The following is a 17,207-nucleotide window of genomic DNA, read 5'->3' as shown; positions in this document are numbered from 1 at the left end:
GGTGCCCACGCTGAACAGATCACAGAGCCGTCGGCGCTTCCTCCACCTGATGGGGGTGCTGGGCGCGGCCGGAGCCGGTGCCACTCTCCCGGGCTGCTCTCCCGCCGCACGGCCGTCGGACAAGGCGGCGCCCATCGCCGCCGGTATCAGCCCGCACGGGAAACTCGCCTGGGCGGCGAACTCGGGGGAGGTGGACCCCAAGGACATCACCCGCTTCCAGCGGGACGTCCCGGTACGGGTGGACTACCGCGAAGTCATCGCCGACGCCGACCAGTTCTTCGCCAGCGTCAAACCGCAACTGATGACGGGGCTGCCGATCGGGTACGACCTGATCTGCCTCAGCAGCCAGTATGTGGCGGCCTACGCCGAGCACGACTGGCTCATCAAACCCGATCCGGCGGCCCTGCCCCACGTCACCCGCAACCTCATCCCCGAACTTGCCCAGGTCGCCCACCGTGACCTGGCCATCCCCTTCGACTACGCGCCGCTCGGGGTGGCGTACAGCAGGAAGCACCTGCCCGGCGGGCTCGACTCGTGGGCGGACCTCCTGGCTCCGTCCCTGCACGGCAGGGTCGGCCTCTACTCCACCCCGAGCCCGAACGTCGCCGCCTGGGGGCTCTACCTCAAGGACCGCGGCACGATCGACCACCTGCCCGCGCAGATGACCATCGAGGAGGCGCTGGAGGTGGTCGCCTTCCTCAAGCCGCATGTGCGCAGCGGGCAACTCCTCACCTCCCAGGGGGAGAACGCGGTGCAGAAACTCGCCGGAGGAGACCTCGCCATCGCCATCGCACCCCCGGTGAACGTGGCACAGGTGGATCCCCGCAAGATCGGTTTCGCCGTGCCCAGGGAGGGCGCCCCGGCCTACATCGACCGGCTCGCCATCCCCCGGGGCGCCGCCAACCCCCGTGCCGCCGAGGCACTGATCGACTGGTGGTACGAGCCGGCGCACGCGGCGAGCTTCTGCCGGTACACCCTGCAGTACCCGTATGCGAAGGGCACTCAGGAGGAACTGGCCAAGCTGGACCCGAAGTTGGCGAAGAGCCCGCTGATCTTTCCCCCGGCCGACGTACGTAAGCGGCTGTTTCCCTACCCGGCGCCGTGGAGCGACCGGGAGCGTGCCCGACTGGCGAAGGCGTGGACCGATGTCATCAGCGGATAGCCCACTCTCCCTCGGTCCGGCGGTGCGCCGGCGCGGCCGGCCCTTCGCCCTCCGGCGGGCGGTGGCGCCCTGGCTGCTCATCCTGCCGGCCGTGCTCTGGCTGCTCGCGTTCCTCGCCGTGCCGCTGGCGTATGTGCTGCGGATGTCGTTCAGTACGGACACCCTCAGTGTCACCGCGACGGGCTGGGCGCTGGACGCGTACCGCGACGCTGTCGGTTCGCATCTGGTCAACCTGGAGAACTCGCTGCTGATCGGCGCCCTCGCCACCGTGATCGCCTTTCTAGTCGGGGTGCCCGTGGCGTACGGGATCTCCTTCTTCGGCGGGCGCTGGCGGTCCGCGCTCGTCTTCCTGGCCGCGGCCCCCTTCCTGACCAGCTATCTGATCCGGGTCATCTCCTGGCAGACGCTGCTGGGTGCGAACGGCCCGCTGCTGGCGCTGCTGCGGGGGCTCGGCCTGGTACCGGAGCGGTTCGCCGTGCTGGGCACACCGTTCGCTGTGGTGGCGGGGCTGGCGTACCAGCTCATCCCGTTCGTGCTGCTGCCGATGTACGCGGCGTTCAACCGGGTGGACCGGGGGCTGTGCGACGCCGCCGACGATCTGTACTCGACCCGCTGCGGGGCCACGGGCGCGTGGATCGGCGGGGGAGCGGGGCTGGTGCTGGGGGCGGTGGCGGCCTTCACCCTGGCCGGGCGCAGCTTCCAACCAGCTCTCCCCGCCGTGGTGTTGATCCTGGGCACGGGGGTGGTCGCCGCAGTGGTGGGCGCGAGTATGACGGAGCGTTTCGTCCATGTCGTCCTGCCGCTGAGCCGCAGCGGACTCGTCGCGTCGGTGGTGCTGACCTTCATCCCGGCGATGGGTGACTATGTGAACGCCGCCATGCTGGGCAATGTGCACACCCAGATGATGGGCAACATCATCCAGACCAAGTACCTGGTGGAAATGGACTACGCCGGTGCGGCAGCGGTGTCGTCGCTGCTGCTGGCCATCACCCTCGCGGTGCTCGGCCTCTATCTGCGGTCGGCCCGCGGTACGGAGGTACTCGATGTCGTCTGAGCGTCACCGCCCCGAGGGAGTCGCGGTACGCGTCTTCGTGGCCGGGGCCATGCTGTTCCTGTTCGCGCCGGTACTCGTCATGATCGTGTTCTCGTTCAACGACCCCGGCGGGCGGTTCAACTACGAACTCCACCACTTCTCGCTCGCGGCGTGGCGGCATCCGCTGGATGTCCCGCAGCTCGGGCTGGCATTGCGCAACAGCCTTGTGGTGGCGGCGAGTTCGACGGCCATCGCCGCCGTCCTCGGCACTCCGATCGGCTATGTGCTGGGACGGCGCCGCTTTCCCGGGCGGGGTGCGGCGGCGGCGCTGACGTTCGTTCCGCTGGCCACACCCGAGGTGGTGCTCGGTGCCGGGCTGCTCACCCTGTTCGTGGCCACGGCGACGACCGAGCCACTGCGGACCATCACCGGCGGGCTGCTGTTCCCGCTGGGGCTGCCCACCGTAATCGCCGCCCATGTCACCCTCGGCGTCAGTTTCGTCATCATCAACGTGCGTTCACGGGTGGTCGGCGCGAGTCCGGTACTGGAGGAGGCAGCCCGTGACCTGGGGGCGTCCGCGGCCACCGCTTTCCGCACCGTGTGGCTGCCGGTGATCTGGCCGGGCATCGCCTCCGGCGCTCTGCTGGCCTTCGCCATCTCCCTGGACGACTTCGTGCTGACCAACTTCACCGGCGGCGGCACCGTCATGTTCCCCACCTGGGTCTACGGCCTGGTCCGCCGCGAACTGCCGCCTCAGGTGGCCGTGGTCGGCGTACTGATCTTCCTCGTCGCCCTGGGGGCCGCGCTGGGTGCGGTACTTCTCGGGGCCCGCGGCCGGAGACGTCTCACACCGGGGGGCGAGGTCTGACCCGCTGCGGACGACGGGCCGGGAGCCGAGGACGAGCGGGTGAAGCGTTTGGACGTCGTAGACGCTCCCGGCGGACACTCCGACGGCCATGGGCAGCCCCTGCGCGCCGGTCGGAACGTGCAGTTACTGCCCGCTTGGCCTCGGTCGACCGGATTCGCTGCCGACAGGGATCCGATCTCGTCCAGCATCACGCGGTGCGGCTGACGCCACACTCCGGATGCGGTCCAGGCGGAGAACCTCCGGTGAGCCGTCGCCGACGGCACCCCGAAGGGCGGTGGGAGATGACGCCAAAGTCCGTGCCCGCGTCAAGCACGCCTTGACCCGCATGAAGACCTGGAAGATCCTCCGGGGCTGCCGTCTCAAAGGCGACGACGGCCACCACACCGTGCTCGGCATCACACGCCTGCACAACCTCGCGCCTGTTGGGTGACACAGGAACAAGCAGGTCACCCAGCCCTGCCAGAGATCATTTACGGGACAGCCCTTAAGGCAATAACGCCTGGTCAAATACCTTTTGTGGTCGGTCGCTCGAAGAGCGTCGACCAACTTGATTCGACAATGGTGTTGTGTAACTCACGGTTGGTACTTAGACTCCGTGCAGCTCGAACATTGAGCGCTTAAATACCTCCCCTGAGGGATCGAGAGTCCTATGCAGCCTCAGCCTGTCCCCGATTCGACTGGTCGATCACCGCGCGAGGCCCGCCATGCAGTTCGCGGGGCATTCTTCGGGTTCTTCGTCGACAACTACGACATCTACCTGCCGGTAATCGCACTGGCGCCGGCGCTGGTCTACTTCGTGCCAAAAGACCTTCCGGCATCCACCACTGCGTTGATCACATCGTGGATCTTCGTAGCAACGCTCATCGGCAGGCCAATCGGTTCGCTCGTATTCGGCGTCATCGCCGACACCATTGGTCGACGCAGGGCGACCATCATCGCCGCGTCCGGCTTCTCCGTGATCACGCTGCTCATCGCACTGCTGCCCGGTCATTCCACCTGGGGCATCGGTGCTGTCGTCGCTCTGGTGGCCTTGAGATTCGTTGACGGCGTCTTCCTCGGCGGGGAGTATTCCGGGGCCAACACTCTCGCCATGGAGCAGAGCGCGAAAGCGAAGCGGGGCGTGAACGGTGGTCTCATTCAGTCCGGTTCGACGCTTTCCTTCGTCGTCGCGAGCCTGATCACTCTTGTGATCCTGAAGATCGCTCCGGCCGGCGCACCTGATTCGGCGTACGCGGTCTGGGGGTGGCGGATCCCATTCCTCTTTGGTGCAGCGGTCTCGTTCGGCTTCCTCGTCTACTACATCCGAAACGTCAAAGAATCGAATGTATGGAACGCGGAGAAGAAGTCGAATCCGGTGCGCGGCCTGCTGAAGGGCGACGCCCGCCGCAGCATCCTTCAACTGTTCGTCATGATGACGGGAATGTGGCTTCTCCTGTTCAGCGTGACTGCGGTGATGCCAGGTCACTTGCGGGAGTCGGCCGATCTGGACAATGAGGCATCGACCTGGGTCCTCGTCATACTCTTCACGGTGATGACCGCGGTCTTCATCGGTGGCGGTCACCTGGGTCAGTTGCTCGGTCGCAGGACGTACCTCTTGGGTTCGATCACGGCCGCCGCACTCGTGGGCGCACCGGCGTACTACGCCATTACGCAGGGAGCCGCGACATCATTCACGTCCGCTGCCGCACTCGCGGTGCTCACAGGATGCGTCATCGTCGCACCATGGGCTGTTGTGACTCCGTACATCAGTGAGAGATTCCAGACCGAGTCGAGGGCTACCGGGTTCGGACTCGGGTACAGCATGTCGGTCATCATTCCGGGGTTCTACGCGACTTATCAACTGTGGCTGGGTTCCGTTGTTCCTGAGAAGACGACCATCGTCGTCCTGGTGGTGATCGGGTGTGTTCTCGCCTTCGTCGGAGCCTTCATCGGACCGGAGACCAAGACCATCGACTTCGACCACGACCTGCACGATCAATCGACCAGCACCTCGCCGGAACAGATGGGGACCGCCAATGGTGCCGGCGAGATGTCGGCGAACCCCGTCGACGAGAAGCTGTAGGCAACGGATAGCAACGAGACGGGTGTGACTGTGAATCGAGAAGACGGACGAGCTCCCCACATCATCGTCGTCGGCGCGGGTATGGGCGGTCTGACCGTTGCCGCGACTGCGCTGGCAGAGGGTGCTGACGTGACGGTGCTGGAGAAGAGCGGACGAGCTGGTGGTTCCGCCGCTCTCGCGAACGGAATGCTCATCACATACGCTGACCTGGAACGCCTCGAGCGAGAGGCCATGGGCGGATTCCCCGCCCTCCAGGAGGTTGTCCACTCCACCCTTCCAGCCGCTGCGGAATGGCTTGGCCGGCTGGGCGTCGAGTTGCAGCGCATACCCACGTTGATGGAGCGTTACCACGGCTGGTCCTTCGCTCCGTCGCAGTTCATCCGTGCCACTCTTGCGGAGATCGCCCGACTCGGTGGGCAGCTTCTTCTGAGCACTCCGATGACGAGTCTGATCGTTGAGAACGGCCGGGTCTGCGGAGTCGAAGTGGTGGACGACGACGGGGTAGAGCGTCCCATCGTCGGCGACGCTGTGGTATTGGCGACCGGTGGATTCCAGGGAAACCCTGAACTCCTCGCGCGCTATGCAGGTCTGGACGCGAATGATGTGTCCCACAGGTCGAATCCTTGGAGCACGGGCGACGGCCTCTCTGCTGCGCTTGCGACCGGTGCCGCGACAAGCGCAGGCATGGGCGGTTTCTACGGTCACGCGATGCCTGCACCGCCCGCCCGACACACCGTGGGCGAGTTCGCGGATCTCGCCCAGTATTACGGAAGTGGATCGGTGGCGATCAATATGCGCGGCCGTCGATTCATCGACGAGACTCGCGGCACGTTCGAGGAGAACGTCAATCATGCCCTCAGCAAACAGTCGGGAGGACTGGGCTTCTACATCTTTGACGCGGCCTTCGGAGAGCATTCGAGCCCAGATCCGTTGTTCTCGCCGCCGAACCTGGTCGCGAAACGCGCAGAGAAGGCCGGTGGCACCGTCCTTCGGGCTGACAGTCTCGCTGAGTTGGCGTCGCAGATCGCTGGGCTTGGTGTCCCGGAGGATGAAGTCCTGCGAACAATTCAGAGTGTCGCGGATGCGGCGAGTAGCGGTGACTACAGCCGCCTTCCCATCCCGCGATCGGGACCCGGTACGAGCCTGTTGACGGGTCCGTTCACTGCCGTGCATGTGCGCGCCTCGATCACGTCCACTACCGGTGGACTACGTGTCGACGACGAGATGCGTGTCGTTCGAAGCGCGGCAAGCTCGGCTCCGACTTCTCGCTACTGGATCACCGACCCCCGGGACTTCAGTGAGCAGGTTGTCGATGGTCTTTACGCGGTCGGGTCTGATCTCGGTGGCGTCAGTTGCGGTGGATATGCCGGCGGCTTGGCCACAGCGCTGACAACTGGGCGGGCTGCGGCATTCGCGGTGTGCGCCAACATCATTCGGTAGTCGTGTTCATGAGAGGAATCAGGCGATAGATGGGTACCGAAATTGATTTGACGAACCGTCGAGCGATAGTCACTGGAGGTGCGAGTGGACTGGGTCTCGCCACCGTTGAGAGGTTCTTGTCGTCGGGCGCGACAGTCGCTGTCTGGGACAGATCGCCGGCGGCATTGGAAAAGTTGCAGGACTCCGTGTCGAACCCGGAGCAGCTCAGCGGTTTCGAGGTCGACGTCGCAGACCGGTCGAGCGTCAGGGTCGCCGCGCAGAGGTCGATCGAGTGGCTCGGTGGTCTCGATATCCTGGTGAACTCAGCTGGGGTTGCTCTGGGCAGGGTCCGCATCGAGGAGTACCCGTTCGAGGCTTGGGACAAGGAGATCGGGGTGAACCTGACCGGTACCTTCAATGTCTGCCGCCAACTTGTTCCTGCACTCGTCGAGAACGGCTACGGTCGCATCGTCAACGTCGCCTCGGTGTCGGCAAAGGACGGAAACCCGAACCAGTGCGGCTATGTGGCCAGCAAAGGTGGAGTCATAGCGCTGACCAAATCGATGGCCGCTGAGCTCGCCGACCGAGGCGTCCTGGTCAATTCGATTACTCCGACGGCATTCGACACACCGATGTTCCGTGCATGGGAGTCGGCAGGGGACCGAGCCGTCGAGATTCGCAACAAGATCCCTCTCGGGCGACTGGGACTACCAGGCGAAGTTGCCGCGATGATCACCTGGATGTGCTCGGACGAGTGCTCATTCACAACCGGGCAAGCCTTCGACATTAGTGGAGGCCGCGCAAGCTACTGAGGGCTGTCCAGTAAATGATCTCTGACAGGGCTGGGTGACCTGCTTGTGCCGAGCACGGTGTGGTGGCGGTCGTCGCCCTTGAGACGGCCTGGCCCGGGTTCGTGGCGGTGCGGGTTGACCTGGCCGGTGCCGCGGTACCAGACGGCACCCAGCCCCTGACCACAGCCGGCATCGCCCACAAGAAGATCCGCCCCTACCGGCCCCAGACCAACGGCAAGGTCGAACGCTTCACCGCACCCGCCTCTACGATGGGCCTGCCTGTGCTACGTCGCCCGCCGCTGGACCGTGGTGATCGGCCCCGGCGAGATGGGCAACCGCTTTGCGACGCCTGACGGTCAGCCGCCACTACCGTCATCGGTCGCGCGCTTGCGGTGGCGGTCAGGGTCGTAGATCGCGGTGAGAAACGGCGTGACTCCCAGGGCATGGAAGCCGTACGCAAGCTGCTGGTACCAAGCTCGTTCGTTCTCAAGCTCCTTGGACACCTGAACGGGTACGCTGCCGGTGTGGTCGCCCGTCGATACCATGACCACGAACGACGTGCCTTCGTCTGCTGGGTTGGACGTATTGGCGATCACGGTGAAGTCCCAGGTCGCCGCGCCGGGGACGTTCGAGCCGGCATCCAGGCGCCGGAGGACGAACGTCGGCTGCCGCAGCAGAATTCCGGACTGTGCCCGGATCGCCATCGTCCCCTGCTCCACGATCCGCCAGGGTGGCTCAGGGCCCGTGTGATGGACGTCGGAAAAGAGCTGGTTCCGCAGTTGCGAGTACTCAGCGGCCGTATGCGCCAAGGCTCTTGTGTCCTGGGCCAGTTGACGTGTGGTGTCGCAACTGTCGATCAGAAAGGCCAGTGAGTTCACTCTGCCCCGGACCCATGGCTTGAGGAAGCGCTCAAGCGCACCCAGTCGGTAGGCATCCTCGGCGGACTCAGCAACCAACAGCGCGCCACGCGCCAAAGCCCGATACCCGTCTCCGAGATCCATCCGGCCCTTCCCCCCTTGGACGACAACCAGCTCACTGTATCGATCAACACGCAGCCGTCCTCACTCGCGCCTGAGAGCCCGAGGAACCAGTGGCGAACCGCGAGCGGCGCCAGGAGGACCAGTGCGGTCCTGCGACGGGTGCTCAAGCCGGGCGGGCACCGGGTCAACGGCGGGGCCGGTGGCTCTCGGGGACCCCTCCCACCCGTCGGGTCAACTCCCTTGCCGTCTGGGCGACATGGCCCGCGATGCGGAGGCGTTCGGCCTCGTCCGCGGAGTCTCCGGGGAAGGTGACGGACACCCCGGCGATCGGGTGCGCCTGGTGGTCGAGTACCGGTGCCGCGACGGATGACAGGCCCGGGGTGATCTCGCCCTCCTCCGTGGCGTATCCGCGTCGCCGTACCTGGGTCAGCAGGCCCCGCAGTGCCGTCAGTGAGGCGGGGCCCACCTCGTGCCGCAGGACGAAGGCCGACCGGTCGGGGAAGAGGGCGCGTACCTGGGGCGCCGGCAGCAGGGCCAGTATCGCGCGGCCGCTCGCGGTGAGGTGGGCGGGCAGGCGGACGCCGACCTCGCTGACCAGCGGGGCGCGGCCGGGGGCGCGTTCCTCGATGACGTAGATGACCTCCCGGCCGTGCAGCACCGCGAGGTTGGCGTTGTGGCCGGTGCGGTCGACGAGGGTGGCCAGCGGGACCCGGGCCAGCCGCTGGAAGGGGGCCTGGCGGGCGTACCCCGAGGCCAGTTCGAAGGCGCTGACGCCGAGGCCGTAGCGCCGCTCCTCCGGCAGGTGCACCACAAAGCCGTCCGCGGCGAGGGTGTCCAGCAGGTGGTAGGTGGTGGACCGGGGCAGCCCCACATCGCGGCTGATGGCGGCCGCGGGTACCGGCGCCGCCTGCCGCGCCAGATAGCGCAGCACGGCCAGCACCTGTGCCGCCGCCGGGACGACACTCACCGGAGGGGCCCGTGGGCGGGGGGACGGAAGGGGCTCATGCGGTGAGCGTAGCGGGGGAAGGGGCAAACGGAACGTCTGGGATACCAGACAGAACCGGTCGCCGAGGTCTCGTAACCTGCTGCCTGCCTGCGGCTTTATTGGAGTATGACTGTTGTTGTCGGTGTCGGCGCCCTCGCTGCCGAAGAAGTCGTGTCCGTCGCCCGCCTCGGTGCCGAGGTGGCCCTCGCCCCCGAGGCGCTCAAGGAGATCGCCCGCAGCCGCGAGGTCATCCGGGCCCTCGCCGACGACACCAAGCCGCACTACGGGGTGTCCACCGGTTTCGGTGCCCTCGCCACCCGTCACATCCCCACCGAGCTGCGCGCCCAGCTCCAGCGCAGCCTGGTCCGCTCGCACGCCGCCGGTTCCGGCCCCGAGGTGGAGCGTGAGGTGGTCCGCGCGCTGATGCTGCTGCGCCTGTCCACCCTCGCCACCGGCCGTACCGGCGTACGCCCCGAGACCGCCGAGGCCTATGCCGCGCTGCTCAACGCGGGCATCACACCGATCGTCCACGAGTACGGCTCCCTCGGCTGCTCCGGGGACCTCGCGCCGCTGGCGCACTGCGCGCTCGCCGTGCTGGGCGAGGGCGAGGTCCGCACCGCCGACGGCAGCCGCCGCCCCGCCGCCGAGGCGCTCGCCGAGGCCGGGATCACCCCCGTGGTGCTGGAGGAGAAGGAGGGCCTGGCCCTCATCAACGGCACCGACGGAATGCTCGGGATGCTGCTGCTCGCCGCCCACGATCTGCGCCGACTGCTGCGTACCGCGGACATCGCCGCCGCGATGAGCGTCGAGGGCCAGCTCGGTACCGAGTCCGTTTTCGCCGCCGACCTCATGGCGCTGCGCCCGCACCCGGGCCAGGCCGACAGCGCCGCCAACCTCCGTGCCCTGCTTGCCGGTTCGGGCATCGTCGCCAGCCACAAGGGACCCGAGTGCACCCGGGTGCAGGACGCCTACTCGCTGCGCTGCTCGCCGCAGGTGCACGGCACGGTGCGGGACACCCTCGCCCACGCCGAGCTGGTCGCCTCCCGTGAGCTGGCCAGCGCCGTGGACAACCCGGCGGTCACCCTCGACGGCCGGGTGGAGAGCAACGGCAACTTCCACGGCGCCCCGGTCGCCGCCGTCCTCGACTTCCTCGCCATCTCGGTGGCCGACCTCGCCTCCAACTCCGAGCGCCGTACCGACCGGTTCCTCGACCCGGCCCGCAACCGCGGCCTCAATGCCTTCCTCGCCGACGACCCGGGCGTGGACTCCGGCCATATGATCGCGCAGTACACCCAGGCCGCGATCGTCTCCGAACTGAAGCGGCTCGCCGCACCGGCCTCCGTCGACTCCATCCCCTCCAGCGCCATGCAGGAAGACCACGTCTCCATGGGCTGGTCCGCCGCCCGCAAACTGCGCCGCGCCGTCGACGGCCTCACCCGCGTCCTCGCCGTCGAGATCTACACCGCCGCCCGCGCCCTGGACCTGCGCGCCCCGCTGGAACCGTCGCCCGCCACCGGCGCGGTGCGCGACGGGCTGCGCGAGTACGTCGAGGGCCCCGGCACCGACCGCTGGCTCGCCCCCGAGATCGAGGAGGCCGTCCAGTACGTCGCCTCGGGCGGGGCCGTCGCCGCCGCCGAGTCCGTCACCGGGCCGCTGGTCTGAGGGGGAGCCGGATGACACCGCGGATCCTGCCCGCGGCCGGGCGGCGGCCCGTGCCCTGGAAGAACGGCGGGGGAGTGACCACCCAGGTCGCGGCCGCCCCCGAGGGCGCCGGTACGGAGGACTTCGCCTGGCGGGTCAGCGTCGCCGAGGTCGCCCACGGCGGCCCGTTCTCCGCCTTCGAGGGCGTCGACCGGATCATCACCCTGGTCGACGGCCCCGGCATGGTGCTGACCGTCGACGGGGTGCGGCAGGTCGTGGACGCCCCCGGCGAGCCGTTCGCGTTCTCCGGGGACGCGGCCACCGACTGCGAACTGCTCGGCGGCCCGGTGGTCGACTTCAATGTGATGGTCCGCCGCGGTCAGGTGTCGGCCGAGGTCCGGGTGGCGCGCGGACCCACCGAGGTACGGGCGGCCGCCGGAAGCCGGGTACTGGCGGTCGTCCTCTCCGGCACGGCCGCACCGGAACGTACCGGCGCCCGCCTCGGCCGCTTGGACGCGGTACTGCTGGAGGCGGGCGAGGCGGAGTCGTTCGCGGTGACGGGGGCGCTGGCGGTGGTGACCTTCAGCAACTCGGCGGTGCCGGGGGCGAGTTGAGCAAGTGGCCCGGCCTCCGGCAGTTTCAGTGGGCGAAGACCGTGCGAGCCAGGATCACGTGGGTGGCGGTGCCGCCGAGGATGCTCAGCGGTGCGTTGCGGCGCCACAGACGCAGGCCGACCCAGGGAAAGGAGCCGGGCGGCCACCGCACTGAGCACGGCCACTACGGGCGTGGGCACATCGCCCCGCAGGTCCCGAACGGCGTCCAGGGTGAGGACGGTGAACAGCGCGGTCAGCGCATACGCCTCGTCGCGCATCGCGTAGGTGCTGTACGCCTTGCCGAGTCGGCCATGGGCGCCTGCCAGTTGAGACCCCTGGCCTACGAGGAGGTGTGCCGGGGGAGTGCCGCCGGCCAGGCCTCGGTGTCCGTGGGGTGGGGGAAGTGGTGGGTGGTGAGTGGGGTGAAGTGCGGGTCGGCGGTGCGGCGTCGGATCTCGGTGCGGCGGGCCGTGTGCTGTGAGCAGGACCACCACACCGGGTGCTCCGGGCTCAGCCAGCCCGCCCAGGTCTCGCGGTTCCCGCCGAAGATCCGCTCGCGGGTGAGGCTGCGGCGCAGCGACCGGCGCAGTACCCGCGGCAGCACCACCCGCCGCGGATAGTCCAGCCACAGCACCGCGTCCGCCCGCTGCCACAGCAGGTCACGCACCTCGGGCGCGCCGATCGAGTCGATGATCCACCGCGGCTGTGCGGCGATCCGCGCCACATCCTCGGCCAGTCGCGCGTTCACCGACCACCCGGGGCCGAAGTACATCGCGTCCATCTCGTGGTACGGCAGCCCGAGCCGCCCGCCCACCGCCCGCGCCAGGGTGGACTTCCCGGCGCCGGTGACACCCACCACCAGAACCCGTTCCATCCAACTCACCCTAGCCTCCGGCGAGTTCGGGCAACCGCGCCAAGTGGCCCGCGGGCGGGGGTATTTCGGACCGGTGTGCGAACACTCATACCAGAGAAGGGTGTTGTATGCGGGACTTTCCCAACTGGCCGCCGTATGCGGCCCGATGGCGACTACCGTCGGTGTCCGCCGGTCCACGCAGGGAGACAACAGGCCTCCCTGTCACACCGGTTACGCCGCCGCGCCCCCACCGGGGCACGGCGCGGCCCGACCCGCCCCACCACCCCCGGTGCGGGCAACCCCCACCGAAGGACACCGATGTCACACCTCCGTGCACCTGCCGCACGCGCCGACCGCCGTGAGGGCGGCCGGCACGGCAGGCCGGGCGGGCGCAGTGCCGTGCACCTGCCGGAGACGCACATACGCACCCAACTCCTCCGGCTCGCCCTACTCCCCGCCGTCGCGGTGGCGCTCTGCGCCGCGGCCGCCGTCCTCTTCACCGTCCGCGCCACCCCCGGGCCCCGCGGCCACGCCCTGTGGGCCGTACTGGCCGGGGCCGGCGGGATCGCGGTGGGCGGACTGGTGATCGCCGTGGTCGCCGCCGAACGCACCGCCCGCACCCTGCGCGAGCGGGTCGGCGTACTGCGTCGCACTACCGCACGCCACCAGGCCGAACTCCGCGCCCTGGCCGAGCAGATCACCCATGGGCGGACCCCGCGCGCCCGCCGCACCCCGACCCCGCCGCGTGACGGCACACCGGACGATCTCGACCTGCTCGCGGACGAACTGCGGCGCGCCCAGGACGCCGCGGTGGCCGCCGTGGTCCACGCCGCGCGCCGCGGTGAACGGCAGCCGGCGGCACTGGAGTCCGGCACCGGCAAAGACCCCATGATGGAGGTCTTCGCCAACCTCGCCCGCCGCCTCCAGTCCCTGGTGCACCGCGAGATCTCCGTACTGGACGAGCTGGAGAACGACACCGAGGACCCGGACCTGCTCAAGGGCCTCTTCCACGTCGACCACCTCGCCACCCGGATGCGGCGCCACGCGGAGAACCTGGCGGTGCTCGGCGGCGCAGTCTCCCGCCGCCAGTGGAGCAGCCCGGTCTGCCTCACCGAGGTACTGCGCTCCGCGGTCGCCGAGGTCGAGCAGTACGAACGGGTGCGGCTGGTGCCGCCCACCGAGGGCACCCTGCGCGGGCACGCCGTCGCCGACGTCGTCCATCTGCTGGCCGAACTCGTGGAGAACGCAACGGTGTTCAGCGCACCGCAGACCCAGGTCCTGCTGCGGGTCGCACCCGTCACCTCCGGGCTGGCGGTCGAGGTGGAGGACCGCGGACTCGGGATGCCGGCCGGGGAGCAGAAGCGGATGAACGCCCTGCTCGCCGAGCCCGGCCGGGTCGATGTGGCCCGTCTCCTCCAGGACGGCCGTATCGGCCTGTATGTGGTGTCCCGCCTCGCCCAGCGGCACGGCATCAGCGTCCGCCTCCAGTCCAATATCTACGGCGGGATCCAGGCGGTGCTGGTGGTACCGGAGAAGCTGCTCGGTACGGGCGGTGAGGAGACACCGGCCGCACAGCCCAGGTCGGGCGGCGCCGAGCACCGGATCACCGCCTCCGCCGCCCTGAGCGACCTCGTCGACGCCCGCCACCGCGCCCGCCCCGCCCCACCCGGCTCCCCGGCCTCCCTCCCGGCGGCGACCACCGCACCCGCGTACCGCACTCCGGCCAACGGAACGCCCGTTCCCCCGGCGGCAGTTCAGATGACAGCGGCCGGCGCGACGCCCGCCCACGGCACCCCGGTCGGCTCAACTCCGGCCCACGGCACGCCGGTTCAGGCCCAGGCGGCGTACGGCACCCCGGCGTACGGCACCCCGGCCGGTCCAACTCCCGCCCAGGACACCCCCGGTGGGCCGGCGCGGCCGCGGTTGCCCAGGCGGCGGGCGCAGGAGCATCTGGTGCCGCAGTTGCGGGAGCCGGCCGCGGTGCGGGCCGAGGCGGTGCAGGCCGTGGACGAGGAACCGGCGGTGCACGACCCGGGGTTGGTCGCCGCCTTCCGCCGCGGTATCAGCCTCGCCGAGACCGCCGAAGCACCCGCGACCACCGCACCGGACCCGGCCGCACCCACCGCGGAACCCACCGCCCCACCCGCCGAAGCCGCACCCCCCGGAACCGGCTGAACCACCCCCTTCGCCCACCCCACGACGTACCGAGGAGTCGATCCACCATGGCGAGCGATGTGCCGACCGGCCACGCCTGCGACCTCGACTGGTTGATGAACGGCCTGGTGCAGCGCGTGCCGGGCACCCGCAGTGCCGTACTGCTGTCCTCCGACGGACTGGTGAAGTCCGTGCACGGACTCGACGCCGACAGCGCCGACCATATGGCGGCCCTGGCGTCCGGCCTGTACTCGCTGGGCCGCAGCGCGGGCGTACGGTTCGGCGACGGCGGCGAGGTCCGGCAGGTCGTCGTCGAACTCGACACCACCCTGCTCTTCGTCTCCACCGCCGGCTCCGGCACCTGCCTCGCCGTACTGGCCGACCGGGAGACCGACGCGGCCGTCCTCGGGTACGAGATGGCGATGCTCGTCAAAAGCGTGCGCCCGTACCTGGTCACCGCCCCGCGCCGGACCGAGGCCGAGGCCGAACCTTCGGCGATGAGGCATTGAACGTGGCCGCCCCGCAGGACGGGCCCTGGCTGGACGAGGCGGCGGGCCGGCTGGTCCGCCCCTACCAGGTGAGCAACGGCCGCACCCGGCCCACCGCCGAACTGGACCTGCTGTCCCAGGTGCGGGTCACCGGCACCACCCCGGCCGGATACCTCGGCCCGGAGCACAGCGCGGCCCTCTCACTGTGCGGGGTGCCCGTCTCGGTGGCCGAACTCGCCGCCCAACTGCGGCTCCCCGCCGCCGTCACCAAGGTCCTGCTCTCCGACCTGCTCGACTGCGGCGCGCTCACCACGCAGGCCCCGGCCTTCCACGACAACCCGACGGACCGGTCCCTCCTGGAGGCTGTGCTCGATGGTCTACGACGACAGCTCTGACCGCTCCGCCGACTTCCCCACCGCGCTCAAGATCCTGGTCGCGGGCGGATTCGGCGCGGGCAAGACGACCTTCGTGGGCGCGGTCAGCGAGATCGCGCCGCTGAGCACGGAGGAACTCCTCACCTCGGCCGGCGCCGCCACCGACAGCCTCGAAGGGGTGGAGCACAAGCAGGAGACCACCGTGGCCATGGACTTCGGCCGCATCACCCTCGACACCGAGCATGTGCTCTACCTCTTCGGCACCCCCGGGCAGGAACGCTTCTGGTTCATGTGGGACGAGCTGTCCGAGGGCGCGCTCGGCGCGATCGTCCTCGCCGACACCCGCCGCCTCGCCGACTGCTTCCCCGCGGTCGACTTCTTCGAGCAGCGCGGCCTCGGATTCGTGCTCGCCGTCAACGAGTTCGACGGCGGCCACCGCTACGACCCGGAGGAGGTACGGGCCGCCATCGACCTCTCCCCGCAGGTGCCGGTGATCCGCTGCGACGCCCGTATCTCCAGCTCCGCCATCCAGACCCTGCTCACCCTGGTACGCCACCTCCTGCTGAGCGCGCCCTCCGCCGCCCCGCGGTGACCGGCGCCGGCGGGTGTGAAGGAAAGCTGCGGCGGCGGTTAAGAAAACCTCGATGGACCAGCCCGACGCGGTGCGAAAGAGTCGGCGCGGGCGGCGGCAGACCCTAGTGTCTGGGGGCGCGGGACGCGCCGGTCGCCGTCCCCTCCCACCCCCACGCGCGTGACGACAGGAGCCGATGCGGTGAAGGCGCTGGTCAAGGAGAAGGCGGAACCGGGACTCTGGCTCACCGACGTACCCGAGCCCGACATCGGCCACGGCGATGTACTGATCAAGGTGCTCCGCACCGGCATCTGCGGCACCGATCTGCACATCCGCAACTGGGACCACTGGGCGCGGCAGGCCGTCCGCACCCCGCTCGTCCTCGGCCACGAGTTCGTCGGCGATGTCGTCGCCACCGGCCGCGACGTCACCGAGGTCACGGTGGGGGACCGGGTCAGCGGCGAGGGCCACCTGGTGTGCGGGACCTGCCGCAACTGCCTGGCCGGCCGCCGCCATCTGTGCCGCGCCACCGTCGGCCTCGGCGTCGGCCGCGACGGCGCCTTCGCGGAGTACGTGGCCCTGCCCGCCGGCAATGTGTGGGTGCACCGGATCGCCGTGGACCCGGACATCGCCGCCATCTTCGACCCGTTCGGCAACGCGGTGCACACCGCGCTGTCCTTCCCGCTGGTCGGCGAGGACGTACTGATCACCGGGGCCGGGCCGATCGGGCTGATGGCCGCCGCGGTCGCCCGGCACGCCGGGGCCCGGCATGTGGTCGTCACCGACGTCAGCGAGGAACGCCTCCAACTCGCCCGCAAGATCGGCGCCAGCCTCGCGCTGAACGTCGCCGAGGACACCATCGCCGACGGGCAGCGCGAACTCGGGCTGCGCGAGGGCTTCGACATCGGCCTGGAGATGTCCGGCAACCCGGCCGCCCTGCGCGACATGCTCGCCAATATGACGCACGGCGGCCGCATCGCCCTGCTGGGCCTGCCCGCCGAGGAGTTCGCCGTCGACTGGGCGCACATCGTCACCTCGATGATCACCCTCAAGGGCGTCTACGGCCGCGAGATGTTCGAGACCTGGTACGCCATGTCCGTCCTCATCGAGGGCGGCCTCGACCTCACACCCGTCATCACCGGCCGCTACTCCCACCGCGACTTCGAAGCGGCCTTCGCCGAGGCGGCCGGCGGTCGCAGCGGCAAGATCATCCTCGACTGGGAGGCGTGACCC

17 protein-coding genes and 1 pseudogene are annotated in these 17,207 nt (G+C 69.3%); 15 read left to right on the top strand and 3 right to left on the bottom strand.

Annotated elements, in window-relative coordinates:
* Position 1: 1 nt before the first annotated feature.
* From ACFVST_RS01155 to ACFVST_RS01120, 8 genes and pseudogenes are all read left to right on the top strand, one after another.
* Positions 2–1,162: a PotD/PotF family extracellular solute-binding protein gene (locus ACFVST_RS01155; RefSeq protein ID WP_390145572.1), complete on the top strand. Its 1,161-nt coding sequence runs from the start codon at positions 2–4 to the stop codon at positions 1,160–1,162.
* Entirely contained in the window at positions 1,146–2,216 is a 1,071-nt protein-coding gene (locus tag ACFVST_RS01150) for an ABC transporter permease (protein ID WP_390145570.1), read from the top strand. The genes ACFVST_RS01155 and ACFVST_RS01150 overlap by 17 nt, the downstream gene beginning before the upstream one ends.
* Positions 2,206–3,063 (top strand): ABC transporter permease, encoded by an 858-nt coding sequence (locus ACFVST_RS01145; protein WP_390145568.1) that lies wholly within the window; start codon positions 2,206–2,208, stop codon positions 3,061–3,063. Before ACFVST_RS01150 ends, ACFVST_RS01145 begins: the two co-directional genes overlap by 11 nt.
* Before the next feature lie 289 nt (positions 3,064–3,352).
* A pseudogene (locus ACFVST_RS01140) lies at positions 3,353–3,493 on the top strand (IS5/IS1182 family transposase); the annotation flags it as partial.
* A 219-nt stretch (positions 3,494–3,712) separates the two neighbouring features.
* Positions 3,713–5,125 carry an MFS transporter gene (locus ACFVST_RS01135; RefSeq protein ID WP_390145566.1) on the top strand — a complete coding sequence of 471 codons (1,413 nt, stop codon included), beginning with the start codon at positions 3,713–3,715 and terminating at the stop codon, positions 5,123–5,125.
* Positions 5,126–5,155: 30 nt separating this feature from the next.
* On the top strand, positions 5,156–6,565 hold the full coding sequence (locus ACFVST_RS01130) for an FAD-dependent oxidoreductase (RefSeq protein WP_390145564.1): 1,410 nt from the start codon (positions 5,156–5,158) through the stop codon (positions 6,563–6,565).
* 29 nt (positions 6,566–6,594) lie between these two features.
* Positions 6,595–7,356, top strand: a complete 762-nt coding sequence (locus ACFVST_RS01125) for an SDR family NAD(P)-dependent oxidoreductase (RefSeq protein WP_390145562.1) — start codon at positions 6,595–6,597, stop codon at positions 7,354–7,356.
* Between the two features lie 62 nt (positions 7,357–7,418).
* Positions 7,419–7,688, top strand: a complete 270-nt coding sequence (locus tag ACFVST_RS01120) for a hypothetical protein (RefSeq protein ID WP_390145728.1) — start codon at positions 7,419–7,421, stop codon at positions 7,686–7,688.
* Between the two features lie 3 nt (positions 7,689–7,691).
* Here ACFVST_RS01120 and ACFVST_RS01115 read toward each other — a convergent pair whose 3' ends face one another.
* On the bottom strand, positions 7,692–8,336 hold the full coding sequence (locus ACFVST_RS01115) for a hypothetical protein (protein ID WP_390145560.1): 645 nt from the start codon (positions 8,334–8,336) through the stop codon (positions 7,692–7,694).
* 163 nt (positions 8,337–8,499) lie between these two features.
* Entirely contained in the window at positions 8,500–9,282 is a 783-nt protein-coding gene (locus tag ACFVST_RS01110) for an IclR family transcriptional regulator (RefSeq protein ID WP_390145558.1), read from the bottom strand.
* A 144-nt stretch (positions 9,283–9,426) separates the two neighbouring features.
* Here ACFVST_RS01110 and hutH point away from each other — a divergent pair, with 144 nt between their 5' ends.
* Both hutH and ACFVST_RS01100 read left to right on the top strand, forming a co-directional pair.
* The gene (gene hutH / locus ACFVST_RS01105; RefSeq protein ID WP_390145556.1) at positions 9,427–10,962 is read left to right on the top strand and encodes a histidine ammonia-lyase; all 1,536 of its coding nucleotides are present in this window, start codon (positions 9,427–9,429) and stop codon (positions 10,960–10,962) included.
* An 11-nt stretch (positions 10,963–10,973) separates the two neighbouring features.
* Positions 10,974–11,555 carry a HutD family protein gene (locus ACFVST_RS01100; RefSeq protein WP_390145554.1) on the top strand — a complete coding sequence of 194 codons (582 nt, stop codon included), beginning with the start codon at positions 10,974–10,976 and terminating at the stop codon, positions 11,553–11,555.
* 319 nt (positions 11,556–11,874) lie between these two features.
* Here ACFVST_RS01100 and ACFVST_RS01095 read toward each other — a convergent pair whose 3' ends face one another.
* Complete coding sequence (locus ACFVST_RS01095) at positions 11,875–12,408, bottom strand: adenylate kinase (protein WP_390145552.1); 534 nt, start codon at positions 12,406–12,408, stop codon at positions 11,875–11,877.
* Positions 12,409–12,705: 297 nt separating this feature from the next.
* On the opposite strand from ACFVST_RS01095, the gene ACFVST_RS01090 reads away from it, so the two are divergent.
* The 5 genes from ACFVST_RS01090 to tdh all read left to right on the top strand — a co-directional run bounded on the left by ACFVST_RS01090 (position 12,706) and on the right by tdh (position 17,204).
* Positions 12,706–14,562, top strand: coding sequence for an ATP-binding protein (locus tag ACFVST_RS01090; protein WP_390145550.1), 1,857 nt, complete (start codon positions 12,706–12,708; stop codon positions 14,560–14,562).
* Positions 14,563–14,609: 47 nt separating this feature from the next.
* On the top strand, positions 14,610–15,050 hold the full coding sequence (locus ACFVST_RS01085; RefSeq protein ID WP_390145548.1) for a roadblock/LC7 domain-containing protein: 441 nt from the start codon (positions 14,610–14,612) through the stop codon (positions 15,048–15,050).
* A 2-nt stretch (positions 15,051–15,052) separates the two neighbouring features.
* Positions 15,053–15,424, top strand: coding sequence for a DUF742 domain-containing protein (locus ACFVST_RS01080; protein ID WP_390145546.1), 372 nt, complete (start codon positions 15,053–15,055; stop codon positions 15,422–15,424).
* Positions 15,402–15,995, top strand: a complete 594-nt coding sequence (locus tag ACFVST_RS01075) for an ATP/GTP-binding protein (RefSeq protein WP_390145544.1) — start codon at positions 15,402–15,404, stop codon at positions 15,993–15,995. The genes ACFVST_RS01080 and ACFVST_RS01075 overlap by 23 nt, the downstream gene beginning before the upstream one ends.
* Positions 15,996–16,175: 180 nt before the next feature.
* Positions 16,176–17,204: an L-threonine 3-dehydrogenase gene (gene tdh / locus ACFVST_RS01070; RefSeq protein ID WP_390145720.1), complete on the top strand. Its 1,029-nt coding sequence runs from the start codon at positions 16,176–16,178 to the stop codon at positions 17,202–17,204.
* The last annotated feature ends 3 nt before the right edge of the window (positions 17,205–17,207 follow it).

It is taken from the genome of Streptomyces sp. NPDC058045, from assembly GCF_042885635.1.
Lineage (GTDB): Bacteria > Actinomycetota > Actinomycetes > Streptomycetales > Streptomycetaceae > Streptomyces.
The sequence above is the reverse complement of the archived record's forward strand: the minus strand, read 5'-3'. Positions and strand labels throughout refer to the sequence as shown.

Excerpts from the sequence above, each read along its gene's own strand:
- ACFVST_RS01145 (WP_390145568.1), top strand. The coding sequence starts at position 2,206 with ATGTCGTCTGAGCGTCACCGCCCCGAGGGAGTCGCGGTACGCGTCTTC.
- ACFVST_RS01150 (WP_390145570.1), top strand. The coding sequence starts at position 1,146 with ATGTCATCAGCGGATAGCCCACTCTCCCTCGGTCCGGCGGTGCGCCGG.
- ACFVST_RS01090 (WP_390145550.1), top strand. The coding sequence starts at position 12,706 with ATGTCACACCTCCGTGCACCTGCCGCACGCGCCGACCGCCGTGAGGGC.
- ACFVST_RS01115 (WP_390145560.1), bottom strand. The coding sequence starts at position 8,336 with ATGGATCTCGGAGACGGGTATCGGGCTTTGGCGCGTGGCGCGCTGTTG.
- ACFVST_RS01125 (WP_390145562.1), top strand. The coding sequence starts at position 6,595 with ATGGGTACCGAAATTGATTTGACGAACCGTCGAGCGATAGTCACTGGA.
- ACFVST_RS01085 (WP_390145548.1), top strand. The coding sequence starts at position 14,610 with ATGGCGAGCGATGTGCCGACCGGCCACGCCTGCGACCTCGACTGGTTG.
- ACFVST_RS01100 (WP_390145554.1), top strand. The coding sequence starts at position 10,974 with ATGACACCGCGGATCCTGCCCGCGGCCGGGCGGCGGCCCGTGCCCTGG.
- ACFVST_RS01095 (WP_390145552.1), bottom strand. The coding sequence starts at position 12,408 with ATGGAACGGGTTCTGGTGGTGGGTGTCACCGGCGCCGGGAAGTCCACC.
- hutH (WP_390145556.1), top strand. The coding sequence starts at position 9,427 with ATGACTGTTGTTGTCGGTGTCGGCGCCCTCGCTGCCGAAGAAGTCGTG.
- ACFVST_RS01135 (WP_390145566.1), top strand. The coding sequence starts at position 3,713 with ATGCAGCCTCAGCCTGTCCCCGATTCGACTGGTCGATCACCGCGCGAG.
- ACFVST_RS01075 (WP_390145544.1), top strand. The coding sequence starts at position 15,402 with ATGGTCTACGACGACAGCTCTGACCGCTCCGCCGACTTCCCCACCGCG.